Genomic DNA, 24,573 nt, shown 5'->3' on the forward strand with positions numbered 1-24,573 from the left:
TGCCATCCGCGCCTTGCTGCGAGCAGGCCTGTTCGCTGGCCCCGTGTGACCGGCGAACGTGCGGTGGCGGCTTTCGGGTCCTCTCGTTCTGATCTTGCTACTTCTGCTTTCCCGCTTTTTATCGATGCAACTCCGCGACGAAGTCGTAGTAGTCGTCGCGGCAATACGTGTCCGTCAGTTCGACGGCGCGCTGCTCCGCCGAGTAGCCGATACGGGTGATCACGAGCAGCGCCGCGCGTGGCGCAATGCCCATCAGCCGCGCAATCTCGGCTCCGGCGTTGACCGCGCGAAAGTGCTGCAACGCGCGCACCACCGACTGCCCGCGCGCTTCGAGATAGCAATACAGCGACGCGCCGATCTCGAACGGCTCCGGAACGACGGACACCGGTAACGCCGAATGTTCGACCGCCATGACGATGCCGTTCGCGCGGCGAAGTCTGCCGAGACTCGCGACCGATGCGCCCGGCGCGAGCCCGAGACGGACGGTTTCATCGCGACTCGCTACGCGCACGTCACGCCGGAGCCACACCGAGTCAGGTGCGAAACCGCGCTGTTCCATCTTCTTCGTGAAGCCCGTCAGCACCGACAGTGGATCTTGCGTGCGCGGCGTGATGAAACTGCCTGCGCCACGTACTCGCCGAATGAGCCCGCGCTCGACGAGCAAAGCCAACGCCTTGCGCGCGGTGATACGCGAAACCCCGACCGCTTCCGACAACGTGCGCTCTGCTGGCAACGCCTCACCTGCATTCCAGGCGCCGCGCTGAATAGCTGCAGCAAGACGCGTGGCGACCTGCAGATACAGCGGTGTGGGACTCAACGCGTCGGGCGTCAATTCCCGTAAGCGTCCATTCATGAAGTTTCCTGCAGGCCTCGAAGTGGAGCCCATTATATAACCAACATAATACCAGTCAAACCTTCTGCGTCACTTGATGCCAACAGGCAATAACATCGCAAAATCAATGGTTTATAACAACAATAACATCAACAACTTGGAGACGACAGCCATCGGGATTTACCCTCATGTCAAGCCCAAAACTACAAAATGGTCTACATATCGACGGGCGCTTAAAATCAGGCCAATTGGCAATAGCACGATCGTTCTTTCTTTGGCACAATGGTGCAATTGGTTCGGAATCGCAACTAATTAAATAATAAAACTGATTATTGAGAGAGATAAAAGTCGATGGGCTCTTCAGATCCGAGTCGAGCGGTAGACGTCGTCAGACGCTTTAATCGCTTCTTCGCTCGCCATGCGGGCGCCTTGCACGAGCGGCTTCACAAAAGCCACTTTTCCCTAACGGAGGTGCGCATCCTCCACGAACTTGCGCACGATCGCGCACGCACCGCAGCCGACTTATCGCGCAATCTGGGCCTGGACACAGGCTACCTGAGCAGGCTGCTCACCAACTTCCAGAAGCTTGGGCTTATTGTGCGCGGCAGGAACGAATCCGACGGCCGCGCGCATCTGCTCACCATTACAGCGGACGCGCGAGCCAAGGTCGACGAGATCGACCTGCATGTCTCGGCCGAAGCGGCCACTCTGCTCAGTCGGCTCACAGCCGGCGAAATCGAGCAGTTATCCAATGCAATGATCGACATCGAGCGGCTGCTCAGTCCTCATCATGGCGAAGGCCACAACACGCGTTTGCGCAGCCCTCGCCGTGGCGACTTCGGCTGGATCGTCGAGCGTCACGCGCATCTAGAATCATCCGACCGTGCGGCCCATGCCAACGAAGCCTATTCGGCGAAAGTCGTCGCGCGTTTTCTCGGCGCCGTGCAGAGTGGAACGCCACGCATCGCTTGCTGGGTGGCGGAACGTGAAGGCGCCGCGCGCGTCGGCGCGGCGCTCTTAAGCGCGCAGTCGGAGAAAGAGGCGCGCATCGAGTTGTTGTTCGTCGAACCGGGCGCGCGTCGGCGGGGCTTGGGCGTGCAACTCGTATCCGCCTGTACGAACTTCGCGCATGGCGCGGGCTACGATAACGTGATCTGCCGGATGCCAATGGTGCATGAGGACCTGTGCGCGCTATTCAAACGCACTGGCTTCACGGCGAAGCAGGATGGCGATTCGGGTGTGATCTGGCATCGCGAGCTTCGGCGTGTTTATGCGGACTGAGGGCTGATTTTGCTCGCTCGTCGTGTCGCTTCACATGAAGAGAGACGGCAGCGAGCATTTTAGTCACGTCGCGCCATGTGAAAGAAGGCGATACGCACGTTATCGGCGTTGTAATGCTTCGAGATGTTTGCGTGGACCGAGTGCTGGCATAGCCCTCGGTCCCAAAGGCGTCGGACAGCAAAACGGCGTCCCAGGGGACGCCGTTGGCAAACCGTGCGTTCTCGATCAGAACGAAGGTACAACCGAGCCTTTGAACTCGCTCTTCATGAACTGGCGCACGTCTTCGGACTGATACGCCGCGACCAGCTTCTTCACCCACGGCTGGTCTTTGTCCTTGGCGCGCACGGCGATCAAGTTCGCGTAAGGGCTGTGCACGTCCTCTAGCGCGATAGCGTCCTTGGTCGGCTGCAAGCCCGCCGCCAGCGCGAAGTTCGTATTGATGGCGGCGGCATCGACGTCTGCGAGCGTGCGCGGCAGTTGCGCGGCGTCGAGTTCGAGTAGCTTGACCTTCTTCGGGTTCTCGGCGACATCCAGCGGCGTCGCGCTGTTTCCGTTCACGCCAGCGCCGGCCTTGAGCTTGATCACGCCCTGCGCTTGCAGCAAAAGAAGCGCTCGGTTTTCGTTCGACGGATCGTTCGGCACCGCGACCTTCGCGCCTTGCGGCAGATCCTTCAGCGACTTCAGCTTCTTCGAATACACGCCAAGCGGCGAGATATAGGTCAGTCCCGCATTCACGATCTTGTAGCCGCGCTGCTTCACCTGACTGTCGAGATACGGCTGATGCTGGAAGCTGTTGGCGTCGAGGTCGCCAGCATCGAGTGCGGCGTTCGGCTGAACGTAATCGTTGAACTCGATCACCTTAACGTTGAGGCCTTCGCGCTTCGCGACCTTCTGCACGACTTGCCAGATTTGCGCGTCGGGTCCGCTGATGGTGCCGACCTTGATGACCTTGTCATCGGCATGCGCGGTGACGCTAATGAAATAAGCGGCAGACGCCGCGACGACGGTAAGAGCTTTAAGCAAATTTCTGCGCTGCATGGTGTTCCTGTTTCAATGCGAGGTTGCTGCAAAATTGCCGCTTGAGTGCCCGCGATGGATTCATCGCCCTCGGTCGATGCCAACCGGGAAACGAATGTTCGCACGGCTTTGGTGCGACGGAAAAGACAGAATGTTCATGTCGATATCCGGCTCGCGCTTTGACGTCTAGAATCGCTACAGACCGATTTCTGAGACACCATCATGTACATGATCAATCTGCGTTATACCGGCGCTCTTGCGGAAATCGACGATGCGCTCGAAGCCCATCGCGAGTATCTGCAGCGCTACTTCGCCGCTGGTGTCTTCGTGATCGCGGGTCCGAAAGTGCCGCGCGAAGGCGGCATCATTCTGGCGTCGGCCATCGAGCGTGAGCGGCTCGACGCGATCATCGCGGAAGATCCGTTCGCGCAGCAGAACTTGGCTCACTACGATGTCACCGAGTTCAAGGCGACACGTCTTGCGCCCGGACTGAAGTTGCCGGAGCCTGCCGCGGAATAAAGAAAGCGGCCCGCAGGCCGCTTTCTCCAAACCAACGATGCGCCGATCTCAGTCGATCAGCAGCTTCAAGTCATGCACCCACGGCTCGACGCCCTGACCGTCGCGCGCGAAAAGACGCAGTTTGCCGTCCTTGTCGAACACATAGCTCGCGGCGGTGTGATCCATCGTGTAGTCATCCGCCGTCTTGCCGTTGGACTTCGCGTAGTACACGCGGAAATCCTTCGCGATTTTGGCAAGCTCGGCGTCGTTTGCCGGCCGCAAGCCGACATACGCCGGGTTGAACGCCGTCACGTATTGACCGAGAAGATCGGGCGTGTCGCGCGCGGGATCGACCGTGACCATGAGCACCTGCACGTCCTTCGCTTTACCGCCGAGTTGCTGCAATGCTTGCGAGAGTTCGGCGAGCGTGGTCGGGCAGACATCCGGGCAATGCGTATAGCCGAAAAACAGAACCACGGCCTTGCCTTTGAAGTCACCGAGCGTGCGCATCTTGCCGCTGGTGTCGGGCAACGAGAAGTCGCTGCCAAACTGCTTGTTGCCCGTGATGTCGAGGTTCTTGAAATCGGGCGCCTTCTCGCATGCAGAGAGCAGCGCCATGCTCGCCAGCGCGAGCAAAAGCGGAGCGAGCATCTTGCGAAAGAAAGCCCTCATGCACCGATCACCGTGCGAACGTAATGATCGACCAGAAGCGCGCCGAACAAGAGCGACAGATACACGATCGAATAACGGAAGGTCTTGCGCGCCAGCGCGTCCGAGTAATCGCGATAAATCTTCCACGCGTAACCGAGAAACACCGCGCCCAGCGCAACCGCGCTCGCCAGATAGATCACGCCGCTCATGCCCGAGATGAACGGCATCAGCGTGACCGCGAACAGGATGACCGTGTACAGGAAGATATGCAGACGCGTGTACTGCTCGCCATGCGTAATAGGCAGCATGGGCAGACCGGCGTTTTCGTAATCCTTCTTGCGATACAGCGCGAGCGCCCAAAAATGCGGCGGCGTCCAGACGAAGATGATGAGCACGAGAATCCACGCGTCGCCGGGAACCGCACCCGTAACGGCCGCCCAACCGAGCGCCGGCGGCATGGCACCCGAAGCGCCACCAATGACGATGTTCTGCGGCGTATAAGGCTTGAGCAGCAACGTATAGATGACGGCGTAGCCCACGAACGTGGCAACCGTCAGCCACATCGTGAGCGGATTGGTGAACGTATAGAGCGTCCACATGCCGATACCGCCGAGCACCGCCGAGAACGTGAGAATTTGCGCGCTCGTGATTTGCCCGCGCGCCGAAGGACGCCACGCGGTGCGACGCATTTTGGCATCGATCTTCTGTTCGACGAGGCAGTTGATGGCGAATGCAGCGCCCGCCAGCAGCCAGATGCCGACCGCGCCACCAATCAAAACGGTCCACGGCACCATGCCGGGCGTGGCGAGGAACATGCCGATGACGGCGCAGAACACGGCAAGCTGCGTGACGCGCGGCTTGGTCAGCGCAATGTATTGCGATACGCGGCTGCCAAGCGGGGAGTGAAGTGTCGTGCTATCCATGATGTGGAGTCACGCTGAAACGATGTCGCGCGCGGGAACCGCGGCGCGGCCGGGACGGCTGGAAGAGATTCGAAAGTTTAGCATAACGAGTAGTAGCAACAGGATGGCAGCCCCGCCATTGTGCGCCACTGCGATAGGCAGCGGCCACTGCAACACGATATTGGACAAACCTGTAAAAAATTGAATCAGGATAACGACGAGCACGGCGGTCGCGGGCGTGCGTAGGGACTCGAAACGGCGCAGCATCGCGGCGAGCCAGAGCAGATAAAGCACGACCACTATCGCAAACGTGCGATGCGTCCAATGGATTGCCACCAGCGCGTCCTGCGAGATGACGTCGCCGTCGCCGGTCATGCCGAGCGCGCGCCACAAGTGGAAACCGTGTTCAAAGTTCATCGGCGGAATCCATTGGCCATTGCAGAGTGGAAAGTCCGTGCAGGCGAGCACCGCGTAATTCGTGCTGACCCAGCCACCCAGCGCAATCTGCACGACGAGCAACACGATGCCGACGATCGCGGCCGGCATCCATCGCGCGGCGGCCGGGTCGAGCGAGGGAATCGGCGTTTGCCGCGCGGCGAGCCAGCCGAGCGCGGCCAGCAACGCAAGCCCGAGCAAGAGATGCGTCGTGACGATGACCGGCTGCAACTTGAGCGTGACGGTCCACGCGCCAAAAGCGCCTTGCAGCAGAATGAGCGCGAGGATGCCCGTCGGCCACCACGGCGAAACATGCAGCGCCTTTCGTCTGATGCGCGCGGTCCACGCAATGACGACCTGCGCGATGATCAGCACGCCGATCGCCATCGCAAAGTAGCGATGCAGCATCTCGATCCACGCCTTCATCGGGCTGACCGGACCGGTGGGCATGGCCTGATGCGCGGCCGCGATCTGCGCGTGCGCGATGAACGGCGACGCCGTGCCATAACAGCCCGGCCAGTCGGGACAGCCAAGGCCGGAATCGGTCAGGCGCGTGAAGCCGCCGAACATGATCAGATCGAGCGTCAGAAAAGTGGTTAGCCAGACGAGCTTCCTGAACTTGTTGTCATCGGCCTTGACCCAGACGAACGAGAGCGGCAGCAGCGCAATGCATAGGCCGATCAGACCGAGTTCTAATACAAACATACTTTCACCTTCGTTTTGGTCGTGGCGTCCCGGCGTATCAGCCGATGCGCGACCACTTCAATAGCTTCGCCACGTCCGTGTTGATCTTCTTGGGATCGGGGTCCTTCGGGAAGCGCATCATCAGGTTGCCGTTCGGATCGACAAGATAAATGTGATCCGAAAGCTTCGTGCCGGCGTCCACCGGCAGCCATCCCGAGAGGGCTTGTTCGTTCGTCACGAGCATGCGTGTGTCCGGTTGCGGATACGCGGTTTTGATGACATTCGCGACGGGCTTGTCGTCCGTGCGCAGCCAGACGTTCAGCACGCGCTCGCGCTCGCCCGACTGTAGCGCGCGCACCTGCCGCATGAAATAGAGGCGCTTCACGCACACTTCGTCGCAATCGCTGCCGTTGACGGTGATCATCAGCCACTTGCCTTCGAGCGACTTGAGTGGCACCGGCTGACCTTTTTCATCGGTGACGACGATCTGTTCCGGAATCGGCCTTTGCGGTTCGATCAACGTGCCGTAGCTCGTCGTGCCGCCCGCGGGCTTGACGACGTAGTACATCAGATACGAGGCGATCACCGGCGCCGCGCAGACCAGCGCGAGCAGTACCAGCATCCACCGGCCGCTGATCCAGGAGCCTTTTTTCGCGGGCGGTCGGGTTGTCGTGGTGCGTTGAGCTTGCATGGATTCTCTATTCGGTCGATGCCACTTCCATTGGACGCGGCATCATGGGTTCATGCTTCTTTCGCGGCTTCGTCTGTGGCGGCCGGGTCGCTGTCTTTCCTCGCGGCGCGCCGTGCGGCATACAAGCCGAAGGCGATGGCCGCTGCCGCCATGCCCCACCACTGGAACATGTAGCCGTAGTTGCGATCGACGCCAAGCGTGGCCGCCGGCCAGTCGCGCACGAGCTTGTCGGCGGTGGCGCTCGTCTGTTGAATCACGAACGGCTGAAACGCGAGCCCGGTTTCCGCCGCATACGAGGCGACGTTCAGGTTTTGCCGGATCTGCTGACGCGCAGCGGAGCCGCCGCTGCCGAGCTCGAACGCCTCCGATGCATTCGAGCGCGCGATGCCCTTCACGTCCACGATGCCTTTCGGCGTCTCATAGGGCTCGATGCCCGTACGGTCCGCCATGTTGCGCGGCAGCCATCCGCGATTCACGAGCACGTAGCCGCCGCCCTCGAGTTTAAGCGGCATCACGACATAAAAGCCCGGCTGGTCGTTATACGGACGATTGTCCAAATAGACGACGCGCTCCGGCATGAATTCGCCGCGCGCCTCGACGCGATGGAATTCGATCGACTTGAGCGGCAACGGATCGACACTCACGCGTCGTGCGGGCGCATTCTCGAACGCGACGATCTGCGCGTTCAGCGCTTCCTTCTGGTGCGCGCGGTCGCGCTGCCAGAAGCCGAGCCGCAAAGTGATTGCGACGACGATCAGGATCAGCACCGTGGGCCAGAGGCGGATTTTCATGCCGCACGCTCCGGAACCGACGCCGCACGCACCGATTCATCGAGTGCGATAATGAGACGACTCGTTTTCATATTGCTCACGGCGTTTCGCGAGCGGTCGATGCAACTATCGCAGGCTGGTTTCATGCACATCATCGTTGCTATTGCATTCATCCTCATCATTGGCAGCCTGGGCTCGGCCCTGTACTTCATGATGACCGATAAAGGTCAGACGAAGCGCATGGTGTGGTCGCTCGCCACGCGCGTCGGGCTGTCCATTTCGCTCTTCCTGTTCATCCTGTTTGCGCACTGGATGGGCTGGATTCAATCGACCGGCATTCCGCTCGGACGATAACGCGTCTCGAAGGTTTCCCACGCGGGACCGATTGTCGCGGCGCGACACAATCGCGCGCATTCACTCACTTCCCAAAACAAAACGCCGCCCGCGAAGGTCGAGGGCGGCGTGGCGTGTCTTGCGTGACAGCGTGCGCGCCGAATTGGCGCGTCCTCGCTCGAAGCAAACGCTTACAGCCAGTAGACGACGACGTACAGCCCGAGCCACACGACGTCGACGAAGTGCCAGTACCACGCGGCGCCCTCGAAGGCGAAGTGATGTTCCGCGGTGAAGTGGCCGCGAATCAGGCGCACGCATACGACCGCGAGCATGGTGCCGCCAAGGAACACGTGAAAACCGTGGAAGCCGGTGAGGAGGAAAAACGTCGAGCCGTACACACCAGACGAAAGCGTCAGGTTCAGTTCGTTGTAGGCGTGGAAGTATTCGTAGCCCTGGCAAAACAGGAAGATCACGCCCAGCGCGACTGTCGCAGCCAGCCAGATGATGGCCTTTCGGCGATGATCTTCACGCAGCGCATGGTGAGCCACCGTAAGCGTCGCGCCCGAGGAAAGCAAGAGCGCCGTGTTGATGGTCGGCAGCGGCCACGGCACCATCGAGCGGAAATGCGGCACCAGCGCAGCCGGGCCGTTGTTCGGCCACACGGCGGTGAAGTCCGGCCAGATCAGCTTGTAATCAAGGCTGCCGAGTTCGTGCATGGCAATGGCGCGCGCATAAAACAGCGCGCCGAAAAACGCCGCGAAGAACATGACTTCGGAGAAGATGAACCAGCTCATGCTCCAGCGATACGACACGTCGACGTTCTTGCCGTACATGCCGCCTTCGGATTCGGAGATGGCGTCGCCGAACCAATGCCACAGCACGAACAGCAGAAACAGCAGGCCGACGAACGTGGTGGCAGGCGCCCACGAATGACCGTTCACCCACGCCGCCAGGGAGGACAGCATCACCAGCAAACCGCACGCAGCCATGATCGGATGGCGTGACGGATGCGGCACGAAATAGTACGGGCTCTCGTTTTGACCGCTCATTTGATTCTCCACTTCGATCCAGTTGCTTGAGTTTTCTTGTATCGCCGCGCGTTCGACCGCTCGCCCGACGTTTCGTCTATCCGACTACCGCGCGCACCACCAGCAGCAACACGACGATGAACACCACCGCGCCGATCACCCCCGCCGCGATCAGATGCAGCGGGTTCAACTGCGCGGCGTCGTTTTCCAGATCCGCCCGGCGGCGCACGCCGAAGAACGACCAGAACACCGCCTTCACGAGCTTCAGGAAACCGCCGCCACTGCGTCCATTTCGTGCTTCTGGGTTCATGATCATCACGTTCCCTTGGCCGCGGGTTTCGGTGTGTCGAGTTCGAAGAACGTGTACGACAGCGTGATCGTCTTGACGTCCTTCGGCAGCTTCGGGTCCACGACGAACACCACCGGCATGCGCTTCGTCTCGTTGGGCCCGAGCGTCTGCTGCGTGAAGCAGAAGCATTCGATCTTCTTGAAGTACTCGGTGGCCTGCTTCGGCGCATAGCTCGGAATGGCCTGCGCCTTCACGGTGCGGCCTTGCTCGTTGGTCACCTGGTACATCACCGTCATCACTTCGCCGGGGTGAATGTCGAGACTGTTCTGCTCCGGCTTGAACTGCAGCGGACCGCGCGCGTTCGCATCGAACTCGATGGAAATCGTACGGCTCGCGTCGACCTGCGTGTTCTTCGCCTCGCGCGCGCTCGCATCGCGCTGCACGAGATTGTTGATGCCGGTGATCTGGCAAATTGCCTTGTACATCGGCACCAGGGCGAAGCCGAAGCCGAACATCATCTCGGCCACGACGAAGAGCTTCACCAGCATCGACCGATTGAACGACCGGTCGACTTGAGAATCATCCTGAGTGGACACTTGGCTTTCCTACCCTCGCGACAACAGGTATTGCCTGACGACGATACCCAGAAAGAAGACGGCGGCAACCAACATCATGATCAAACCGAGCCGCTTGTTGCCCGCGCGGATTTCTTCGGGCGAACGTCTTTTTTGTGGATTCGGGGCCATGCTTCCTTTGATCTTTGTGACTGCAAGGCTTCGGAGCGAAGCCTTGCAGCCTTCGAAACCAGACTATTATTCGACCGTTGGCGGTTGCTCGAAGGTGTGGAACGGCGCCGGGCTCGGCACGGTCCATTCCAGTCCTTCCGCGCCATCCCACGGCTTGTCGCCTGCCTTTTCCAGCTCACCACCGCCGCGATACGTCGGCAGCGCGACCGCGAACAGGAAGTACACCTGCGCGAGACCGAATCCGAACGCACCGATGGTCGCAACCTGGTTGAAGTCCGTGAACTGCGCCGGGTAATCCGCATAGCGACGCGGCATGCCCGCGAGACCCAGGAAGTGCATCGGGAAGAAGGTGATGTTGAAGAAGATCAGCGACGCCCAGAAGTGGATCTTGCCGCGCATCTCGTTATACATCCAGCCAGTCCACTTAGGCGCCCAGTAGTACCAGCCCGCGAACAGCGCGAAGAGCGAACCCGCCACCAGCACGTAGTGGAAGTGCGCCACCACGTAGTAAGTGCCGTGCATCTGGATGTCGAGCGGGGCCATGGAGAGGATCAGGCCCGTGAAGCCGCCCATCGTGAACACGAACAGGAAGCCGATTGCAAAGAGCATCGGCGTCTCGAACGTCAGCGCGCCGCGCCACATCGTCGCGACCCAGTTGAACACCTTCACGCCCGTCGGAACGGCGATCAGCATGGTTGCGTACATGAAGAACAGCTGGCCCGTCACCGGCATGCCCGTGGCGAACATGTGGTGCGCCCAGACCATGAACGAGAGAATCGCGATCGACGACGTGGCGTACACCATCGAGCTATAGCCGAAAAGCGGCTTGCGCGAGAACGCCGGAATCACCTGCGAGACGATCCCGAACGCCGGCAAGATCATGATGTAGACCTCGGGGTGTCCGAAGAACCAGAAGATATGCTGGTACATGACCGGATCGCCGCCGCCCGCCGCATTGAAGAACGACGTGCCGAAGTGACGGTCGAACAGCACCATGGTGATGGCGCCTGCCAGAACCGGCATCACGGCGATCAGCAGGTACGCGGTGATGAGCCACGTCCACGCGAACATCGGCATCTTCATGAGCGTCATGCCGGGCGCGCGCATGTTCAGGATCGTCACGACGATGTTGATGCCGCCCATGATCGACGACGCACCCATGATGTGGACCGCGAAGATGGCGAAGTCCATGCCCGGGCCCATCTGCGTGGAAAGCGGCGCGTAGAGCGTCCAGCCCGCTGCGGTCGCGCCGCCCGGCACGAAGAACGAGCCGACCAGCAGAACCGCGGCGACCGGCAGGAGCCAGAAGCTGAAGTTGTTCATGCGCGCGAACGCCATGTCCGACGCGCCGATCTGCAGCGGCACCATCCAGTTCGCGAAGCCGACGAACGCCGGCATGATCGCGCCGAACACCATGATGAGGCCGTGCATGGTGGTCAACTGGTTGAAGAACTCGGGACGCATGATCTGCAGTCCCGGCTCGAACAGCTCGGCACGAATGCCAAGCGCCATCACGCCTCCGGAGAGGAACATGATGAAGGAGAACAACAGGTACAGCGTCCCGATGTCCTTGTGGTTGGTGGCGAAAAGCCACCGGCGCCAGCCATGCGGCAACTCGTGCGCATGGTCGTCGTGCGCGTGGTCGTGACCCGCGGCTACATCGTGTCCGATGCTAGACATGACAATCATCTCCTAAAGCAAATACTCGGGGCACTTGGCTATGACGCGGACCTTTCCGTGGCTCGCAGTGTTGCGATGAGGGAAAGGTGCGCTCGTCAGGTCAAGCAGCCGGACTGATTTCTACGCGACGGGCTTCCTTCGCATCCGTGCCGCCCGTAACGGATTCGGGCTTTTTCAACACGATACGATCTTCCGATACACCTGCTGCCTTCAACGCGTCGCGCACGGTTTGCGCGCGTTGCTTGGCGAGTTCCGCGTTCAGGTCGGCGCCTCCGGAGGCATCCGTGAAGCCGGAAATAGCGAGCTTCGCTTCGGGATGCGCCTTGGCATAGGCCGCTGCGGCCTTAACCGCGTCGTTGGCTTCCGCGGGAAGCGTGCTCTTGCCCGTTTCGAAATAGATGCTCGCGGGCAGATTGGCGCTCGCCGTTGCCTCGGCACCGGACGCCGCCGCAGCCGGCGCCGCGCTTGCGGCTTCGGGCGTTGCCGCAGCCGCTGTCTTCTGACCGCCGCCTTCGGGCATCTTGCCATTGCGCGCGTCGGCAACTTGCTTCGGCTGCAGAATGTCGCCCGTATGGTTGCCCCAGGTATTGCGCTCGTAAGTGATGACCGATGCGATCTCGACATCGTTGAGCGTACTCTGCCACGGCGGCATGGCGCCCTTGCCGTGCAGCACGATGCTTACGTGGTCCGCGATCGGGCCGTTGGCAACCTTGCTGCCGTCGAGCGCCGGGAACGGACCGCCGCCCTTGCCGGTCGGCTGGTGGCAGACCGCGCAGTTCGACGCGTAGACTGCCGCGCCGCGCGTCTTCAACTCGTCCATCGTGTAGGTCTTGTTGGGATCGTCGGCGGATGCGGCCAGTTTCTTCTTTTGCGTGTCGACCCACTTCGCGTAGTCGTCGGCGGAAAGCACTTCGACGACCACCGGCATGTACGCGTGTTCCTTGCCGCAAAGTTCGGTACAGAAGCCACGGAAAGTACCGATTTTCTCGGCCTTGAACCAGGTGTCGCGCACGAAGCCGGGAATGGCGTCCTGCTTCACGCCGAAGGCCGGCACGTACCACGAGTGAACGACGTCGTTCGCGGTGGTGATGATGCGAATTTTCTTGTCGACCGGCACGACGAGCGGATTGTCCACTTCCTGCAGGTACAGCTCGGAAATCGGCTTCTGGCCGTTCACTTCGCTACGCGGCGTGGTGAGCGTGGAGAGGAAGCTGATGCCCTCGCCCGGACCCTTCACGTAGTCGTAGCCCCATTTCCATTGGTAGCCGGTGACTTTGACGGTGAGGTCGGCGTTGCTGGTGTCCTTCATTGCGACGACGGCCTTGGTGGCCGGCAGCGCCATCAACACGACGATGACGAACGGCACGATCGTCCAGATGATTTCGACCGTGGTGCTTTCGTGGAAATTAGCGGGCTTGTGGCCTTTGGACTTGCGGTGCGCAATGAGCGAATAGAACATCACCCCGAACACGCCAAGAAAAATGACGAGACAGATGATGAGCATGAACGTATGGAGGCCGTAGAGCTCCTCGGCGATCTTCGTCACTGGCGGCTGAAAGTTCAGCTCGTTTACAGCTGGGCCGCCAGGACTGTCGTTGACCGCCAGGGCTACGCCGGCGTTCAGCAGTGCGCCTGCCGCCAGCACGCCCGAGAGGGCTCGCTTGATTGTTTTCATAGCATCCTTACCCAAAATTTCCATTCAAACCCTCGACCCCCGTGGGCATCGCGCCGAGCCGTCAGGCCACATCATGCCTCTTAAGCAGAGCGTCTCAGCGACGCTCGCAGCTCGGCAGCAAATTGTTTGCGACGATGCTGTGCAAGGTGTTGTCCGATTTTCACCGATTGACCGCGCGACACGATCGTGAGCGGCTCTCTCGGCGTCGCGCCCGTTTCGACCCGCACCCAGCGCGGATTGAATTCGAACTGCGTCAGTTCCTCGGCGTTCATCTGCTCGATCAACAAGCGGTTTTCAAACAACCGGATTCGTTCGTAGTCGACTGCGTGCCGCGCGTAGATAAGAAACGCGACGCCGACCACGGTCAGCTCGATCCCGGTGAACGGCAGCACCAGCCAGGCGCCGTTCAGAAACAAGAGCGTTGCGATGAGAAAGGAAAACAGCGCCAGCGACAGATAAAAGACCACGAACTGACGCGGCGAAGCGGAACAGTTCCGTTTCATCAGCCAGTCTTTGATGACTGGCTCGTCGTCTGTCAGCGCGTGGCTTGCTTGCATCGCCGCCTCCTTCCCATCCGCATGCAATCACATACTTTTGCTCGGATTTCGCCCAAATTTGTCACAGCCCGGGCGACAAACTGACGCATTATAGGCGCGTCGGGTAGTATCCACAAGCAAGGGTCGTAACGTCTGAAACCCAAGCGCCACAAGCTTCTGCGCCCTTTTGACGCACCTTTTGGCGCTGCTTTTGCCCGCAAATTTCAGACATAACTGACGCCCTCTTTACCCCGTCACCGATTCCGTTTTGGGCCTCGTCCTATATCTTCCAGCCGAATGATTCCGTGACCTTCGGCGGTCGTGCGCGGCACCGCTTTCCATGCATGACCGTAGATCACTTCGAACGTGAGCGGGATCGTTCCGTCGTCGCGACGCAAGGCTTCGAGCGCGCCGTGAACCGCGCTGCGTCTGGCTTTCACGTCGATTTGCGAGTCTGCGGCCGCGCTTCGTTCGAACGGATAAGCACCCCAGCGCGTGACATCGGCAAGCAAGGATTCCGGCGAACGGTAAGTGATGGTGAGCACCTCCTGATCCATCACGGGAATCTCGAAGCCGCTTTCCACCAGCATGTCGCCCAAGTCGTGCATGTCGACGAAATCGATCGTATGCGGCTGCGGCGGCAAGCCCAGCGTGCGCTCGACCTCGCGATACGCCGCGGCGAGTTCACGCAGCGTGTCTGGGCCGAAGGTGCTGAACATGAGAAGGCCGTTGACCTTCAGCACGCGTTGCCACTCAGGGAAAACGAGGTCGGGCCGCGAATGCCAGTGCAGCGCGAGGTTCGACCAGAGCATCTCGAACGCGCCCGATGCGAACGGCAGCTCGGAGAAATCCGCCTGCGCAAGTTGCGGTCCGCGCGCGCCGAAGGCCTTGGCGAGCGTGGCCGGCAGGAACCGCCGCCAGCCCGCGCCGTTTTCGGCTTCCGCCGATTCCGCATCGCGGGCGCGCGCGAGCATCGCGGAAGAAATATCGACACCCAGTACCGATGCCTCCGCAAAGCGCTCGCGCAGCGCGGGCAGATCCGCGCCCATGCCGCACGCCGCATCCAGCACGCGCGTCGGCGCGACCTTGATGTATTCGAGGCGCTCGCGCATCCGGCCGGCAATCTCGCGAGGCAGGAACGCGACTTCGTCGAAAGTCGCGGCGCGACGGTCGAAGATCGCGCGCAAACGGCGCGAATCATAGGCCGGTCGGCTAGTTTGAGGGGGCGTTTGGGACATGACGATCTATTCGCGAAGAGTGCGAAGTATACTCGGTCGTCTTGAAATCAGCCCGTGCTAAGGGCCGATACGGGGCATAACCGTTCCGATTGTTTCTCCGCTCGTGCATGCGCTCGTCCGAGTTCGTTGCCTGTTGCCTACCATTCGTCCGCGCCGCCATGAATGTCTTCAGCAATTTCTTCCCGTCATCCGCACGCGTCGCGATAACCGCGCGCGGACTTGGGAAACGGCTGCTCGATGCCGCGCTGCCCAGCCAATGCGCGTTATGCGGCAATTTGTCGCAAGACGTAGTGTGCAGCGATTGTGACGGTCAGTACTGGAACGAGTCGCGCCTGAGATGCGCGACCTGCGCGCTTCCGATGGCGGCGTTTGCGCTGGACAGAGAACGCGAAGATACGCGGATGCACTGTGCGGCGTGCCTCGACAATCCGCCTGCGTTCAATGACACGATCGCGCTTGCCGACTATCGCGCGCCACTCGACACACTGGCCGTCGAGTTGAAGTTTCGCGCGCGGCTGGCGACAGGCGCGACATTCGCGCGGCATCTCGCTGCGTTGTTCGATGACAGCGATCTGCCTTTACCCGACGTGATCGTGCCGGTGCCGCTATCGCGCCAGCGCCTTGCCGCGCGCGGCTACAACCAGGCGTGGGCGATTGCGCATCCGCTCGCGCGTCGCATGCGCGTTCACGGTGACGCCGCGCTCGTCGTGCGAAGACTCGACACTGCGCAGCAATCCAAGCTCGATCTCGATACGCGCCGCCGCAACGTTGCATCCGCGTTCGAAGTAAAGGGCGACGTGCGCGGCAAGCATGTCGGCGTGGTCGATGACGTGATGACCTCCGGCGCCACGCTCGATGCCCTCGCGCGCACGTTGAAGCTGGCGGGCGCGCGGCGCGTCAGCAATTTCGTGGCGCTGCGCACCCCCAAAGATTAACCAATCCACCACTGCAATCCATGTTCAACGTCGTACTCGTCGAGCCCGAAATTCCGCCGAACACCGGCAATGTGATCCGCCTGTGCGCCAACACGGGCGCGCGTTTGCATCTGATCGAGCCGCTCGGCTTTCCGCTCGACGACGCCAAAATGCGCCGCGCTGGTCTCGATTATCACGAGTATGCGGAGATGAACGTGCACGCCAACTGGAGCGCCTTCCTCGCGAAGGAAACGCCCGACCCAGCGCGCATGTTTGCCTTTACCACGCGCGGCTCGACGCCCTTTTTCGATCACGCGTTCCAGCCCGGCGACTGGTTTGTGTTCGGCGCGGAAACACGCGGTCTTGCGGCCGACTTGCTGGATGGTTTTCCGACGCAACAACGCGTGCGCCTGCCCATGCGTCCGGGCAACCGCAGCCTGAATTTGTCGAACACGGTGGCAATCGTCACGTTCGAGGCGTGGCGTCAGGCAGGATTCGACGGCGGCGAGTGAGCGTCGTGAACCGCTTCGGTCCGCGTCGCGACGCAGACTAAAAGCTATTCGGCCTTTGCGTCCCGGCTGAGCAGCGCCTGCACCGCGTGGCGCGGCGTGACGTTATCGAAAAGTACGCGGCATACCGCCTGTGTGATCGGCATGTCGATGCCACGCGACTGCGCAAGCGAAAGAACCGCGCGCGCGCAGCGCACGCCCTCAGCTACATGCCCGAGCGCCGCGAGAATCTCGTCGAGCGTGCGGCCGCTCGCCAGTTGCACGCCGACCGTGCGGTTGCGCGAAAGGTCACCGGTTGCGGTAAGAATCAGGTCGCCGAGGCCCGTGAGACCGGTGAAAGTCTCCGCGCGCCCGCCCAATGCGACGCCGAGCCGTGACATTTCCGCGAGACCGCGTGTGATGAGCGCCGCCCGCGCATTGAGGCCGAGGCCGAGGCCATCGGAGATGCCGGTGGCGATGGCGAGCACGTTCTTCACCGCGCCGCCCACTTCGACGCCGACGATATCGTCGCCGGTATAGATGCGCATGGCGCCATGATGGAACGCGGTCACGGTGCGCGTGCCCAAGGTCGCCGATGCGCTCGCAACTGTCAGCGCAACTGGCAAACCACGTCCGACTTCGCGCGCGAAACTCGGACCCGACAGCGTGCCGTTACTGACATGGTCAGGCAATTCGGCCGCGACGACCTCGTTCGGAAGGCACTGCGTATCCGCTTCGAAGCCCTTGCATAGCCAGAGAATATGCGCGGGAACGATGCCCGCCTGGCGCATCGAGCGGCACATGGCGCGCAGGCCCGCGACGGGCGTCGCGACGACGCACAACGCGTCGTCAGCGGCGGCGTGTGCGAGGGCCGCGTTGAAATCGGCGGAATACACCAGCGCTTCTGGCAGGCCTACGCCCCCGAGATAACGCGCGTTTTCATGCGTTTGGATAAGCGATTCGATAAGCGCGCCATCGCGCGCCCAGAGCAACGTGTCGTGCCGTGCCGCGAGGTGGCCCGCTAATGCGGTGCCCCACGCGCCGGCGCCGAGGACGGCTACTTTCATGCTCGGCTCCGGTTAGGCAGAGTGAGACCAGACTGGTTGATACGTTAAGCGTCAGTGCGTCGCGCCGTTCGCCGCGCCTTCCTGCGAGCCCGCAAGTTGCGACAGGCGCTGCTCGTACAAGGCCTGGAAGTTGATTTCGGCGAGGTGGATCGGCGGGAAACCGGCGCGGGTGATCGCATCGGCGATATTCGAGCGCAGGTACGGGAACAGGATGGTCGGGCACGCAATGCCGACGAGCGGGTCGATCTGTTCAGCCGGAATATTGCGAATATCGAAGATACCTGCCTGCTTTGCTTCGATCAGGAATGCCACCTTGTCCGTGACTTTGGCCGTAACCGTGCCTGTTACCAGCACTTCGAAGACACTTTCAGCCAGACGGTCGGCCTTGACATCGACTTCGACCTCAACCGCGGGCATGTCCTGTTCGAGGAAGATGGCGGGCGAGTTCGGCTGCTCGAGCGACATATCCTTCAGATAAATGCGCTGGATGTTGAAAAACGGTTGGTTATTCTCGTCGGACATAATGGTTTCCTAGATGATTCGAAGTTCGGCGCGCCTGTCTCTCGGCGTGCGCGCCTTCGCCGCCGGCGCAATGCGCGAGCGGCGCGCGGTGGTGTCAGGCCGACTCGAGAAGCGGCACGAGACCGCCCTTGCGGTCCAGCGCCGAAAGATCGTCATAACCGCCGACGTGCGTGTCGCCGATATAAACCTGCGGCACGGTCCGGCGGCCGGTGCGCGTCATCATTTCCTCGCGACGGCCCGGCTCACGGTCGATCAGCACCTTCTCGATGTTTTCGACCCCGCGGGACTTTAAAAGACGTTCGGCCATCTGGCAATACGGGCACACTTGGGTGCTGTACATGAGGACTTTGTTCACTTGACTGCTCCTTGTTTCACGACCGGCATTCCGGCCTTTTGCCAGGCATCCACACCGCCTTGCAAAACATGGACCTCAGCGTAGCCAGCCTCCGAAACGGCGCGGCTGGCACGCTGCGATTGTTGACCGGTCTGGCACACGAGCACGACCGGATTGCCTTTATTTTTGGCGATCTGGCCAATTTTTGCTTGGAGCTCCGTTTGCTCGATATTGCGGGCCGACGGCAAATGGCCCTGCGCGAACTCGGACGCGGGCCGCAAATCGACAACCACGGCGTTGCGCCGGTTGATGAGCGTAACGGCTTCAGCGGCCGAAATGCCGCCACGGCCGCGCCGCATGAGGACAGGCCAAAGCAGCAGCGCGCCGGAGATGAGCGCAATCGCGATGAGTGCGAGATTCGTGTAATCAGTGAAAAACTTCACGTCGAGGGCCGCCGAAAGGTAGTAATGAAGGAAGAAAGGGAAATGAGGGCAATCCGAACATTATAAAATAACCGTCTACCGCGATGGCCTTGTCCATCCGGCCGATGGCGGCACCCCGCGCGCGTGGGCAGGATATCGGGGGTGCGATCGGCGCACCGCTTCCTAACTGACCGACCTACAAACATGTACAAGCTAGTGCTCATCCGCCACGGCGAATCGACGTGGAACAAGGAAAACCGCTTCACCGGCTGGGTGGATGTCGACCTGACCGAGCAGGGCAATCGCGAGGCACGCCAGGCAGGCGTGCTGCTGAAGGAAGCGGGCTATACCTTCGACATCGCTTATACCTCCGTGCTCAAGCGCGCCATCCGCACGCTCTGGCACGTGCAGGACGAAATGGACCAGATGTACATTCCGGTCGTTCATTCGTGGCGTCTGAACGAGCGTCACTATGGCGCGCTTGCCGGGCTGAACAAGGCCGAGACCGCGAAGAAGTACGGCGACGACCAGGTGCTCGTCTGGCGCCGCAGCTACGACACGCCGCCGCCCGCGCTGAATCCGGACGACGAACGCGCTTCCTTCAACGACCCGCGCTATGCCCGCGTGCCGCGTGAACAACTGCCGCTTACCGAGTGCCTGAAAGACACGGTCGCGCGCGTGCTGCCCATGTGGAACGAGTCAATCGCGCCGGCCATCAAGTCGGGCAAACAGGTCGTGATCTCGGCGCATGGCAATTCCATCCGTGCGCTCGTGAAGTATCTGGACAATATTTCGGACGACGACATCGTCGGACTGAACATCCCGAACGGCGTCCCGCTCGTATATGAACTGGACGAGAACCTGAAGCCCATCCAGCATTACTACCTGGGCGATCCGGACGCCATCGCGGCGGCGCAGGCGGCTGTCGCCAAGCAGGGCAAGGCGGGATAAGCACGACAAGCGCTTTGCATGCGCGGACCACGGCGGTCCGCGCGCCCGATGTCCGCTCGCTGACAGTCTTCCGTCGCGCCCGACACATTCGTCGCAGAGCCCGCTGTTTCAAGCGCTGCGTGCCCGGGCATTTAAGTTGCGTTTAAGTCGTCATTGAAGGTGAGCGGGTATACTGGCCCGTCACCCACGATGCAGCCCATTCGTTTTCCAAACGCACTCCTCTATGCGAAAGAACCTGAAAAACTTCGGTCTCATAGCCGCGGGCGTTGCTGCCGGCGCACTTGCAACTCTGCAGATTTCCGCGTCCGCCCAGCAAGCGGCCTCATCGCCGCTGCCGCTCGATCAATTGCGGCTCTTCGCCGAAGTCTTCGGGCAGATCAAGCACGAATACGTCGAACCCGTCGATGACAAGAAGCTCCTTACCGCCGCCATCAAGGGCATGGTGTCGAGCCTCGATCCGCACTCGTCGTATCTCGACAAGACCGATTACGAAGAGCTTCAGGAACAGACCAAGGGCCGTTTCGCGGGCCTCGGCATCGAGATTTCCTCGGAAGACGGTCTCATCAAGGTCATCTCGCCTATCGAAGACACGCCTGCGTTCCGTGCCGGCATTCGTCCGGGCGACCTCATCACGCGCATCAACGACAAGCCGGTGCGCGGCATGACGCTCGACAAGGCCGTCAAGCAAATGCGCGGCGAACCGGGCACCAAGGTCACGCTCACCATCTTCCGCAAGAGCGACGACCGCACGTTCCCGCTCACCGTCACGCGTGCGCTCATCCGCGTGCAGTCGGTCAAGATGAAGGTGCCTGAGCCGGGCTATGGCTATATCCGCATCACGAGCTTCCAGGAGCGCACGGTGCCGGACCTCGCGGCCAAGCTGCAGGATCTCGCGCGTCAACAACCGAACCTGAAGGGCCTCGTGCTCGACCTGCGCAATAACGGCGGCGGTCTGTTGCAGAGCGCGGTCGGCGTGGCGGGCGCGTTCCTGCCGGACAACTCGGTGGTCGTGTCGACCAACGGCCAGATCGCGGACGCGAAGCAGACTTTCCGCGACACCTACGACAACTATCGTTTGCCCTCCTTCGATTCCGATCCGCTGAAGAGCGTGCCGGACATCTTCAAGAAGGTGCCGATGGTCGTGCTGACCAACGCCTACTCGGCGTCGGCATCGGAAATCGTGGCGGGCGCGTTGCAGGATCATCACCGCGCGCTGATCGTCGGTAAGACGACCTTCGGCAAGGGCTCGGTGCAGACGGTTCGCCCGATGACCGCGGACACCGCGCTGCGTCTGACAACGGCGTACTACTACACGCCGAGCGGCAAGTCGATCCAGAACCAAGGCGTGCGCCCCGATGTGCCGGTGGATCAATACGCGGATGGCGACCCCGACGACGCGCTCGTCACGCGCGAAGTCGATTATTCGAATCACCTCGCCAACACGCAAGACCCGAACGAGAAGAAGGAATCCGAACAGCGCGAGCAGGACCGCCTGGAACAACTGCGCATTCTCGAAGAGCAGAACGACAAGAAAACGCCGGAGCAGCGCCGCAAGGATCGCGAACGCAAGCCGGTGGAGTTCGGCAGTTCGGACGACTTCATGCTTGCGCAGGCGTTGAACAAGCTGGAAGGCAAGACGGTCGTCGAATCGAAGTCGTACAGCGAACGCAAGCTCGCGCAGAACAAGCCGGGACGTTCGGCTTCGGCGCCGGTGGTTGCGGCGCCCGCGCTGCCGGCCACGCCGGGTTCGGCGCCGGCATCGGGCGCGGAACCGGCTTCGTCGCCCACGGCTCAGTCGAAGTAAGAGGCAGGGCAACATCAGCAGTACGGCTTCGCGGTCACGCGCCGCGAAGCCTTTCCTCCGGCGCGCGCTTAGAATATCCGCCTCAAGCGCGCCGCTTCCATGGCGTTCCCTTCGCAGCACAGACAGCGCGTTGCCACGCGCCCGCTCGATGAACGACGACCAACTTCTCCGCTATTCCCGCCATATTCTCGTCGATGAAATCGGCATCGAAGCGCAGCAGCGCTTTCTCGATGCTCACGCGATCATTGTCGGCGCGGGCGGCCTAGGCGCGCCTGCCGCGATGTATCTCACGGCAGCGGGAATCGGCAAGCTGACCCTCGTCGATGCCGATACCGTCGACCTCACGAATCTGCAACGGCAGATCGTGCACGCGACGCGTTCGGTCGGAGAGGCCAAAGTGGAATCCGCGCGCGCGACGCTCAACGCGCTGAATCCGGATGTCGAGATCGAAGCGGTCAACGCGCGTGCCGACGCGGCCTGGCTCGATGCCAACGTGCCGGGCGCGTCGGTCGTGCTGGATTGCAGCGACAACTTCGCCACGCGTCACGCAATCAACGCCGCGTGCGTCGCGCATGGCGTCCCGCTCGTGTCGGGCGCGGCCTTGCGTTTCGACGGGCAGATCAGCACATTCGATTTCCGCTCGGAGCAATCGCCGTGTTATGCATGCGTGTTTCCGCCGGATCAGGCGTTCGAGGAAGTCGCGTGTTCGACGATGGGCGTGTTCTCGCCGACCGTGGGCATCATTGGCGCAATGCAGGCGGCGGAGGCGCTACGCGTGATCGGCGGCTTCGGCGAAACGCTCGCCGGCCGGCTGATGATGCTGGATTCACTGCGCATGGAGTGGAACACGATGAAGATCGCGCGCCAGGCCGATTGCGTGGTCTGCGGCGAGCGGCATGCGCGTGCTTCGTAAGCCTCAAATCTTCTGAAGCCGCGCCAACGCTGCTTGCAATTCATCCGGCTCGTAAGCCGCGAGCACGTCCGCTACGGGCTTATCGAATGCCTTGAGATTCGAGCGCAAGATTTCCTGCTTCACGACAAGCAACTGGCTCGGATGCATCGAAAACTCGGTCAGACCGAGCCCGAGCAACAAGCGCGTGACCGTCGGGTCGCCCGCCATCTCACCGCACACCGAAACCGGCACGCCGGCGCGCTTCGCTTCGCGCAGCGTGAACGCGATCAGATTCAGCACGGCCGGATGCAGCGGATCGTACAGATGCGCGACCGCGTTATCCGCGCGGTCGATGGCGAGCGTGTACTGAATCAGATCGTTGGTGCCGATCGACAGAAAATCCAGCCGGCTCAGGAAGAGCCGCACGGCGATGGCGGCGGCGGGAATCTCGATCATCGCGCCGACCTGAATCTGGCGGTCATAGGCGATGCCCGCGTCGTCGAGTTGACGCTTCGCCTCGCGGATCAGATCGAGCGTCTGATCGATCTCCTGCGCGTGCGCGAGCATTGGAATCAGAATCTTGGTCGGACCGAACGCGGATGCGCGCAAGATGGCGCGCAGTTGCGTCATGAACATTTGCGGCTCGGACAGACTCCAGCGAATGGCGCGCAGCCCGAGCGCCGGGTTCGGCGCGACTTCGTAGCCGTCGCCGGCGCTCATCGAATCGAGTGGCTTGTCCGCGCCGACATCGATCGTGCGAATGGTCACCGGCTTGCCGTTCATCAGTTCGATCGCGCGCTTGTAGGCCTCGAACTGCTCCTCTTCCTCCGGCAACTGGTTCTTATGGTTCATGAAGAGAAACTCGGTGCGAAAGAGGCCGACGCCCATCGCGCCCGCTTCCACCGCGACCTTCGCATCCTCGGGCAGTTCGATGTTCGCGCACAGCTCGATCTTCGTGCCGCATAAGGTTTGCGTCGGCGAAAACTTGAGGCGCTGCAGCTTGCGCTGCTCCAGCACCTTTTCGCTTTGCCGGTACGAATACTCTTCGAGCACGATCGGCGCGGGATCGACGATGACAATGCCGTGATCGCCGTCCACGATGATGAGATCGTTCTGACGAATCAGCACGCTCGCCTGCTGCACCCCAACCGACGCGGGAATGCCGAGACTACGCGCGACGATCGCCGTATGCGACGTGCGGCCGCCGAGATCGGTGACAAAACCTTTGAATGCTTGCGTCTTGAACTGCAGCATGTCGGCCGGCGCGATGTCGTGTGCGACGACGATCATCTCGTTGTGGCCGTTGCTCGCAACCGTATGCGCCACCATCGATGCAGTGGTCGGCGCGCCTGCAAGCGCCTTGAGCAGCCGTTCCACCACTTGCTCGATATCCGCCTTCCGTTCGCGCAGATATTCGTCTTCGATTTCGTCGAAATAGCGGCTCAGGATTTCGAGTTGTTCGGTGAGCGCCCATTCGACGTTGTAGCGCCGCGTGCGAATCAGATCGATGACTTCCTGCACGAGCATGGCGTCGTTCAGGATCATCATATGAACGTTGATGAACGCTGTCATTTCGCCAGGCGCGTCCGCGGCCAGGTCGTTGCGAAGCGTTTCGAGTTCGGCGAGCACGCCCGCCTGCGCGGCATAAAACCGCGCGATTTCAACGTCGATCTGGTCGGGATCGATGAGATAGTGAGCGACATCGAGCGCCGCAGGCGCGATCAGATACGCTCGCCCAATGGCGATGCCTCGTGAGACGGGAATTCCATGCAGCGTGAAGGACACGCGCACCTCCTCTGTAGTTTCTGCGCGGTCTCTCGGGGCCTGCGGTAGGCGCTTCGGACCGCGCTAGCATTATAAGTTCGAATGAGGCCGCGGTCGCCGAACGGCCGT

Annotated in this window: 28 protein-coding genes; 8 read left to right on the plus strand and 20 right to left on the minus strand. The window is 61.4% G+C overall.

Annotation, left to right across the window (positions count from 1 at the left end):
• Positions 1 to 118: 118 nt before the first annotated feature.
• Positions 119 to 853: a GntR family transcriptional regulator gene (locus ACYQ47_RS19850; RefSeq protein WP_459906554.1), complete on the minus strand. Its 735-nt coding sequence runs from the start codon at positions 851 to 853 to the stop codon at positions 119 to 121.
• 330 nt (positions 854 to 1,183) lie between these two features.
• Between ACYQ47_RS19850 and ACYQ47_RS19855 the strand changes: the two genes are divergently transcribed.
• Positions 1,184 to 2,113: a bifunctional helix-turn-helix transcriptional regulator/GNAT family N-acetyltransferase gene (locus ACYQ47_RS19855; RefSeq protein ID WP_459906555.1), complete on the plus strand. Its 930-nt coding sequence runs from the start codon at positions 1,184 to 1,186 to the stop codon at positions 2,111 to 2,113.
• A 225-nt stretch (positions 2,114 to 2,338) separates the two neighbouring features.
• Here the strand turns inward: ACYQ47_RS19855 and ACYQ47_RS19860 are convergent, their stop codons facing one another.
• Positions 2,339 to 3,151, minus strand: coding sequence for a MetQ/NlpA family ABC transporter substrate-binding protein (locus tag ACYQ47_RS19860; RefSeq protein ID WP_459906556.1), 813 nt, complete (start codon positions 3,149 to 3,151; stop codon positions 2,339 to 2,341).
• Positions 3,152 to 3,352: 201 nt separating this feature from the next.
• On the opposite strand from ACYQ47_RS19860, the gene ACYQ47_RS19865 reads away from it, so the two are divergent.
• Complete coding sequence (locus ACYQ47_RS19865) at positions 3,353 to 3,649, plus strand: YciI family protein (protein WP_244826889.1); 297 nt, start codon at positions 3,353 to 3,355, stop codon at positions 3,647 to 3,649.
• Positions 3,650 to 3,697: 48 nt separating this feature from the next.
• Here ACYQ47_RS19865 and ACYQ47_RS19870 read toward each other — a convergent pair whose 3' ends face one another.
• The 5 genes from ACYQ47_RS19870 to ACYQ47_RS19890 are packed head-to-tail and all read right to left on the minus strand — an operon-like array spanning position 3,698 to position 7,782.
• Positions 3,698 to 4,300, minus strand: a complete 603-nt coding sequence (locus ACYQ47_RS19870; protein WP_459906557.1) for an SCO family protein — start codon at positions 4,298 to 4,300, stop codon at positions 3,698 to 3,700.
• A complete protein-coding gene (gene cyoE, locus ACYQ47_RS19875) occupies positions 4,297 to 5,202 on the minus strand; it encodes a heme o synthase (protein ID WP_244826887.1) in 906 nt (301 codons plus the stop codon). The genes ACYQ47_RS19870 and cyoE overlap by 4 nt, the downstream gene beginning before the upstream one ends.
• Before the next feature lie 9 nt (positions 5,203 to 5,211).
• Positions 5,212 to 6,321: a COX15/CtaA family protein gene (locus tag ACYQ47_RS19880; RefSeq protein ID WP_244826886.1), complete on the minus strand. Its 1,110-nt coding sequence runs from the start codon at positions 6,319 to 6,321 to the stop codon at positions 5,212 to 5,214.
• 37 nt (positions 6,322 to 6,358) lie between these two features.
• Positions 6,359 to 6,991 carry an SCO family protein gene (locus ACYQ47_RS19885; protein ID WP_250462804.1) on the minus strand — a complete coding sequence of 211 codons (633 nt, stop codon included), beginning with the start codon at positions 6,989 to 6,991 and terminating at the stop codon, positions 6,359 to 6,361.
• A gap of 50 nt (positions 6,992 to 7,041) precedes the next feature.
• Positions 7,042 to 7,782: an SURF1 family protein gene (locus ACYQ47_RS19890; protein ID WP_250525327.1), complete on the minus strand. Its 741-nt coding sequence runs from the start codon at positions 7,780 to 7,782 to the stop codon at positions 7,042 to 7,044.
• A gap of 123 nt (positions 7,783 to 7,905) precedes the next feature.
• Between ACYQ47_RS19890 and ACYQ47_RS19895 the strand changes: the two genes are divergently transcribed.
• Complete coding sequence (locus ACYQ47_RS19895) at positions 7,906 to 8,115, plus strand: twin transmembrane helix small protein (RefSeq protein ID WP_244826883.1); 210 nt, start codon at positions 7,906 to 7,908, stop codon at positions 8,113 to 8,115.
• 170 nt (positions 8,116 to 8,285) lie between these two features.
• Here ACYQ47_RS19895 and ACYQ47_RS19900 read toward each other — a convergent pair whose 3' ends face one another.
• The 8 genes from ACYQ47_RS19900 to ACYQ47_RS19935 form a co-directional block, all read right to left on the minus strand.
• Entirely contained in the window at positions 8,286 to 9,143 is an 858-nt protein-coding gene (locus ACYQ47_RS19900) for a cytochrome c oxidase subunit 3 (RefSeq protein ID WP_244826882.1), read from the minus strand.
• 76 nt (positions 9,144 to 9,219) lie between these two features.
• Positions 9,220 to 9,432: a DUF2970 domain-containing protein gene (locus ACYQ47_RS19905; protein WP_459906558.1), complete on the minus strand. Its 213-nt coding sequence runs from the start codon at positions 9,430 to 9,432 to the stop codon at positions 9,220 to 9,222.
• A gap of 5 nt (positions 9,433 to 9,437) precedes the next feature.
• A complete protein-coding gene (locus ACYQ47_RS19910; protein ID WP_459906559.1) occupies positions 9,438 to 10,007 on the minus strand; it encodes a cytochrome c oxidase assembly protein in 570 nt (189 codons plus the stop codon).
• A 9-nt stretch (positions 10,008 to 10,016) separates the two neighbouring features.
• On the minus strand, positions 10,017 to 10,157 hold the full coding sequence (locus ACYQ47_RS19915) for a cytochrome oxidase small assembly protein (protein WP_459906560.1): 141 nt from the start codon (positions 10,155 to 10,157) through the stop codon (positions 10,017 to 10,019).
• Between the two features lie 66 nt (positions 10,158 to 10,223).
• Positions 10,224 to 11,837, minus strand: coding sequence for a cytochrome c oxidase subunit I (ctaD, locus tag ACYQ47_RS19920; protein WP_244826878.1), 1,614 nt, complete (start codon positions 11,835 to 11,837; stop codon positions 10,224 to 10,226).
• Between the two features lie 100 nt (positions 11,838 to 11,937).
• A complete protein-coding gene (gene coxB / locus ACYQ47_RS19925) occupies positions 11,938 to 13,536 on the minus strand; it encodes a cytochrome c oxidase subunit II (protein WP_459906561.1) in 1,599 nt (532 codons plus the stop codon).
• A 56-nt stretch (positions 13,537 to 13,592) separates the two neighbouring features.
• Positions 13,593 to 14,069 (minus strand): DUF2244 domain-containing protein, encoded by a 477-nt coding sequence (locus tag ACYQ47_RS19930; RefSeq protein ID WP_244827953.1) that lies wholly within the window; start codon positions 14,067 to 14,069, stop codon positions 13,593 to 13,595.
• A 233-nt stretch (positions 14,070 to 14,302) separates the two neighbouring features.
• On the minus strand, positions 14,303 to 15,286 hold the full coding sequence (locus ACYQ47_RS19935) for a methyltransferase domain-containing protein (RefSeq protein ID WP_459906562.1): 984 nt from the start codon (positions 15,284 to 15,286) through the stop codon (positions 14,303 to 14,305).
• 158 nt (positions 15,287 to 15,444) lie between these two features.
• Here ACYQ47_RS19935 and ACYQ47_RS19940 point away from each other — a divergent pair, with 158 nt between their 5' ends.
• Entirely contained in the window at positions 15,445 to 16,221 is a 777-nt protein-coding gene (locus ACYQ47_RS19940) for a phosphoribosyltransferase family protein (protein ID WP_459906563.1), read from the plus strand.
• Between the two features lie 20 nt (positions 16,222 to 16,241).
• Positions 16,242 to 16,712 carry a tRNA (uridine(34)/cytosine(34)/5-carboxymethylaminomethyluridine(34)-2'-O)-methyltransferase TrmL gene (gene trmL / locus ACYQ47_RS19945; RefSeq protein ID WP_244826875.1) on the plus strand — a complete coding sequence of 157 codons (471 nt, stop codon included), beginning with the start codon at positions 16,242 to 16,244 and terminating at the stop codon, positions 16,710 to 16,712.
• 44 nt (positions 16,713 to 16,756) lie between these two features.
• Here the strand turns inward: trmL and ACYQ47_RS19950 are convergent, their stop codons facing one another.
• From ACYQ47_RS19950 to ACYQ47_RS19965, 4 genes are all read right to left on the minus strand, one after another.
• Positions 16,757 to 17,755 (minus strand): NAD(P)H-dependent glycerol-3-phosphate dehydrogenase, encoded by a 999-nt coding sequence (locus tag ACYQ47_RS19950; protein WP_459906564.1) that lies wholly within the window; start codon positions 17,753 to 17,755, stop codon positions 16,757 to 16,759.
• Positions 17,756 to 17,806: 51 nt separating this feature from the next.
• A complete protein-coding gene (gene secB / locus ACYQ47_RS19955; protein ID WP_244826873.1) occupies positions 17,807 to 18,277 on the minus strand; it encodes a protein-export chaperone SecB in 471 nt (156 codons plus the stop codon).
• Between the two features lie 94 nt (positions 18,278 to 18,371).
• Positions 18,372 to 18,632, minus strand: coding sequence for a glutaredoxin 3 (grxC, locus tag ACYQ47_RS19960; protein ID WP_244826872.1), 261 nt, complete (start codon positions 18,630 to 18,632; stop codon positions 18,372 to 18,374).
• Positions 18,629 to 19,054, minus strand: a complete 426-nt coding sequence (locus ACYQ47_RS19965) for a rhodanese-like domain-containing protein (protein ID WP_244826871.1) — start codon at positions 19,052 to 19,054, stop codon at positions 18,629 to 18,631. Before ACYQ47_RS19965 ends, grxC begins: the two co-directional genes overlap by 4 nt.
• Before the next feature lie 183 nt (positions 19,055 to 19,237).
• On the opposite strand from ACYQ47_RS19965, the gene gpmA reads away from it, so the two are divergent.
• From gpmA to ACYQ47_RS19980, 3 genes are all read left to right on the plus strand, one after another.
• Positions 19,238 to 19,984, plus strand: coding sequence for a 2,3-diphosphoglycerate-dependent phosphoglycerate mutase (gene gpmA / locus ACYQ47_RS19970; RefSeq protein WP_244826870.1), 747 nt, complete (start codon positions 19,238 to 19,240; stop codon positions 19,982 to 19,984).
• 223 nt (positions 19,985 to 20,207) lie between these two features.
• Complete coding sequence (locus tag ACYQ47_RS19975; RefSeq protein ID WP_244826869.1) at positions 20,208 to 21,788, plus strand: S41 family peptidase; 1,581 nt, start codon at positions 20,208 to 20,210, stop codon at positions 21,786 to 21,788.
• A gap of 148 nt (positions 21,789 to 21,936) precedes the next feature.
• The gene (locus ACYQ47_RS19980; RefSeq protein WP_244826868.1) at positions 21,937 to 22,701 is read left to right on the plus strand and encodes a HesA/MoeB/ThiF family protein; all 765 of its coding nucleotides are present in this window, start codon (positions 21,937 to 21,939) and stop codon (positions 22,699 to 22,701) included.
• Positions 22,702 to 22,704: 3 nt separating this feature from the next.
• Here ACYQ47_RS19980 and ptsP read toward each other — a convergent pair whose 3' ends face one another.
• On the minus strand, positions 22,705 to 24,465 hold the full coding sequence (gene ptsP / locus ACYQ47_RS19985) for a phosphoenolpyruvate--protein phosphotransferase (protein ID WP_459906565.1): 1,761 nt from the start codon (positions 24,463 to 24,465) through the stop codon (positions 22,705 to 22,707).
• Between the last annotated feature and the right edge of the window lie 108 nt (positions 24,466 to 24,573).

The sequence above is a fragment of the Caballeronia sp. HLA56 genome, assembly GCF_054655155.1.

Bases quoted from the DNA above. Each gene is read 5' to 3' on its own strand.
- ACYQ47_RS19885 (WP_250462804.1), bottom strand. From the start codon at position 6,991: ATGCAAGCTCAACGCACCACGACAACCCGACCGCCCGCGAAAAAAGGC.
- ACYQ47_RS19930 (WP_244827953.1), bottom strand. From the start codon at position 14,069: ATGCAAGCAAGCCACGCGCTGACAGACGACGAGCCAGTCATCAAAGAC.
- ACYQ47_RS19900 (WP_244826882.1), bottom strand. From the start codon at position 9,143: ATGAGCGGTCAAAACGAGAGCCCGTACTATTTCGTGCCGCATCCGTCA.
- coxB (WP_459906561.1), bottom strand. From the start codon at position 13,536: ATGGAAATTTTGGGTAAGGATGCTATGAAAACAATCAAGCGAGCCCTC.
- ACYQ47_RS19890 (WP_250525327.1), bottom strand. From the start codon at position 7,782: ATGAAAATCCGCCTCTGGCCCACGGTGCTGATCCTGATCGTCGTCGCA.
- ACYQ47_RS19895 (WP_244826883.1), top strand. From the start codon at position 7,906: ATGCACATCATCGTTGCTATTGCATTCATCCTCATCATTGGCAGCCTG.
- secB (WP_244826873.1), bottom strand. From the start codon at position 18,277: ATGTCCGACGAGAATAACCAACCGTTTTTCAACATCCAGCGCATTTAT.
- ACYQ47_RS19940 (WP_459906563.1), top strand. From the start codon at position 15,445: ATGAATGTCTTCAGCAATTTCTTCCCGTCATCCGCACGCGTCGCGATA.
- ACYQ47_RS19905 (WP_459906558.1), bottom strand. From the start codon at position 9,432: ATGAACCCAGAAGCACGAAATGGACGCAGTGGCGGCGGTTTCCTGAAG.
- ACYQ47_RS19950 (WP_459906564.1), bottom strand. From the start codon at position 17,755: ATGAAAGTAGCCGTCCTCGGCGCCGGCGCGTGGGGCACCGCATTAGCG.
- cyoE (WP_244826887.1), bottom strand. From the start codon at position 5,202: ATGGATAGCACGACACTTCACTCCCCGCTTGGCAGCCGCGTATCGCAA.
- ACYQ47_RS19980 (WP_244826868.1), top strand. From the start codon at position 21,937: ATGAACGACGACCAACTTCTCCGCTATTCCCGCCATATTCTCGTCGAT.
- ctaD (WP_244826878.1), bottom strand. From the start codon at position 11,837: ATGTCTAGCATCGGACACGATGTAGCCGCGGGTCACGACCACGCGCAC.
- ACYQ47_RS19915 (WP_459906560.1), bottom strand. From the start codon at position 10,157: ATGGCCCCGAATCCACAAAAAAGACGTTCGCCCGAAGAAATCCGCGCG.
- ACYQ47_RS19975 (WP_244826869.1), top strand. From the start codon at position 20,208: ATGCGAAAGAACCTGAAAAACTTCGGTCTCATAGCCGCGGGCGTTGCT.
- gpmA (WP_244826870.1), top strand. From the start codon at position 19,238: ATGTACAAGCTAGTGCTCATCCGCCACGGCGAATCGACGTGGAACAAG.
- trmL (WP_244826875.1), top strand. From the start codon at position 16,242: ATGTTCAACGTCGTACTCGTCGAGCCCGAAATTCCGCCGAACACCGGC.
- ACYQ47_RS19935 (WP_459906562.1), bottom strand. From the start codon at position 15,286: ATGTCCCAAACGCCCCCTCAAACTAGCCGACCGGCCTATGATTCGCGC.
- ACYQ47_RS19870 (WP_459906557.1), bottom strand. From the start codon at position 4,300: ATGAGGGCTTTCTTTCGCAAGATGCTCGCTCCGCTTTTGCTCGCGCTG.
- ACYQ47_RS19850 (WP_459906554.1), bottom strand. From the start codon at position 853: ATGAATGGACGCTTACGGGAATTGACGCCCGACGCGTTGAGTCCCACA.
- ACYQ47_RS19865 (WP_244826889.1), top strand. From the start codon at position 3,353: ATGTACATGATCAATCTGCGTTATACCGGCGCTCTTGCGGAAATCGAC.
- ACYQ47_RS19855 (WP_459906555.1), top strand. From the start codon at position 1,184: ATGGGCTCTTCAGATCCGAGTCGAGCGGTAGACGTCGTCAGACGCTTT.
- ACYQ47_RS19860 (WP_459906556.1), bottom strand. From the start codon at position 3,151: ATGCAGCGCAGAAATTTGCTTAAAGCTCTTACCGTCGTCGCGGCGTCT.
- ACYQ47_RS19880 (WP_244826886.1), bottom strand. From the start codon at position 6,321: ATGTTTGTATTAGAACTCGGTCTGATCGGCCTATGCATTGCGCTGCTG.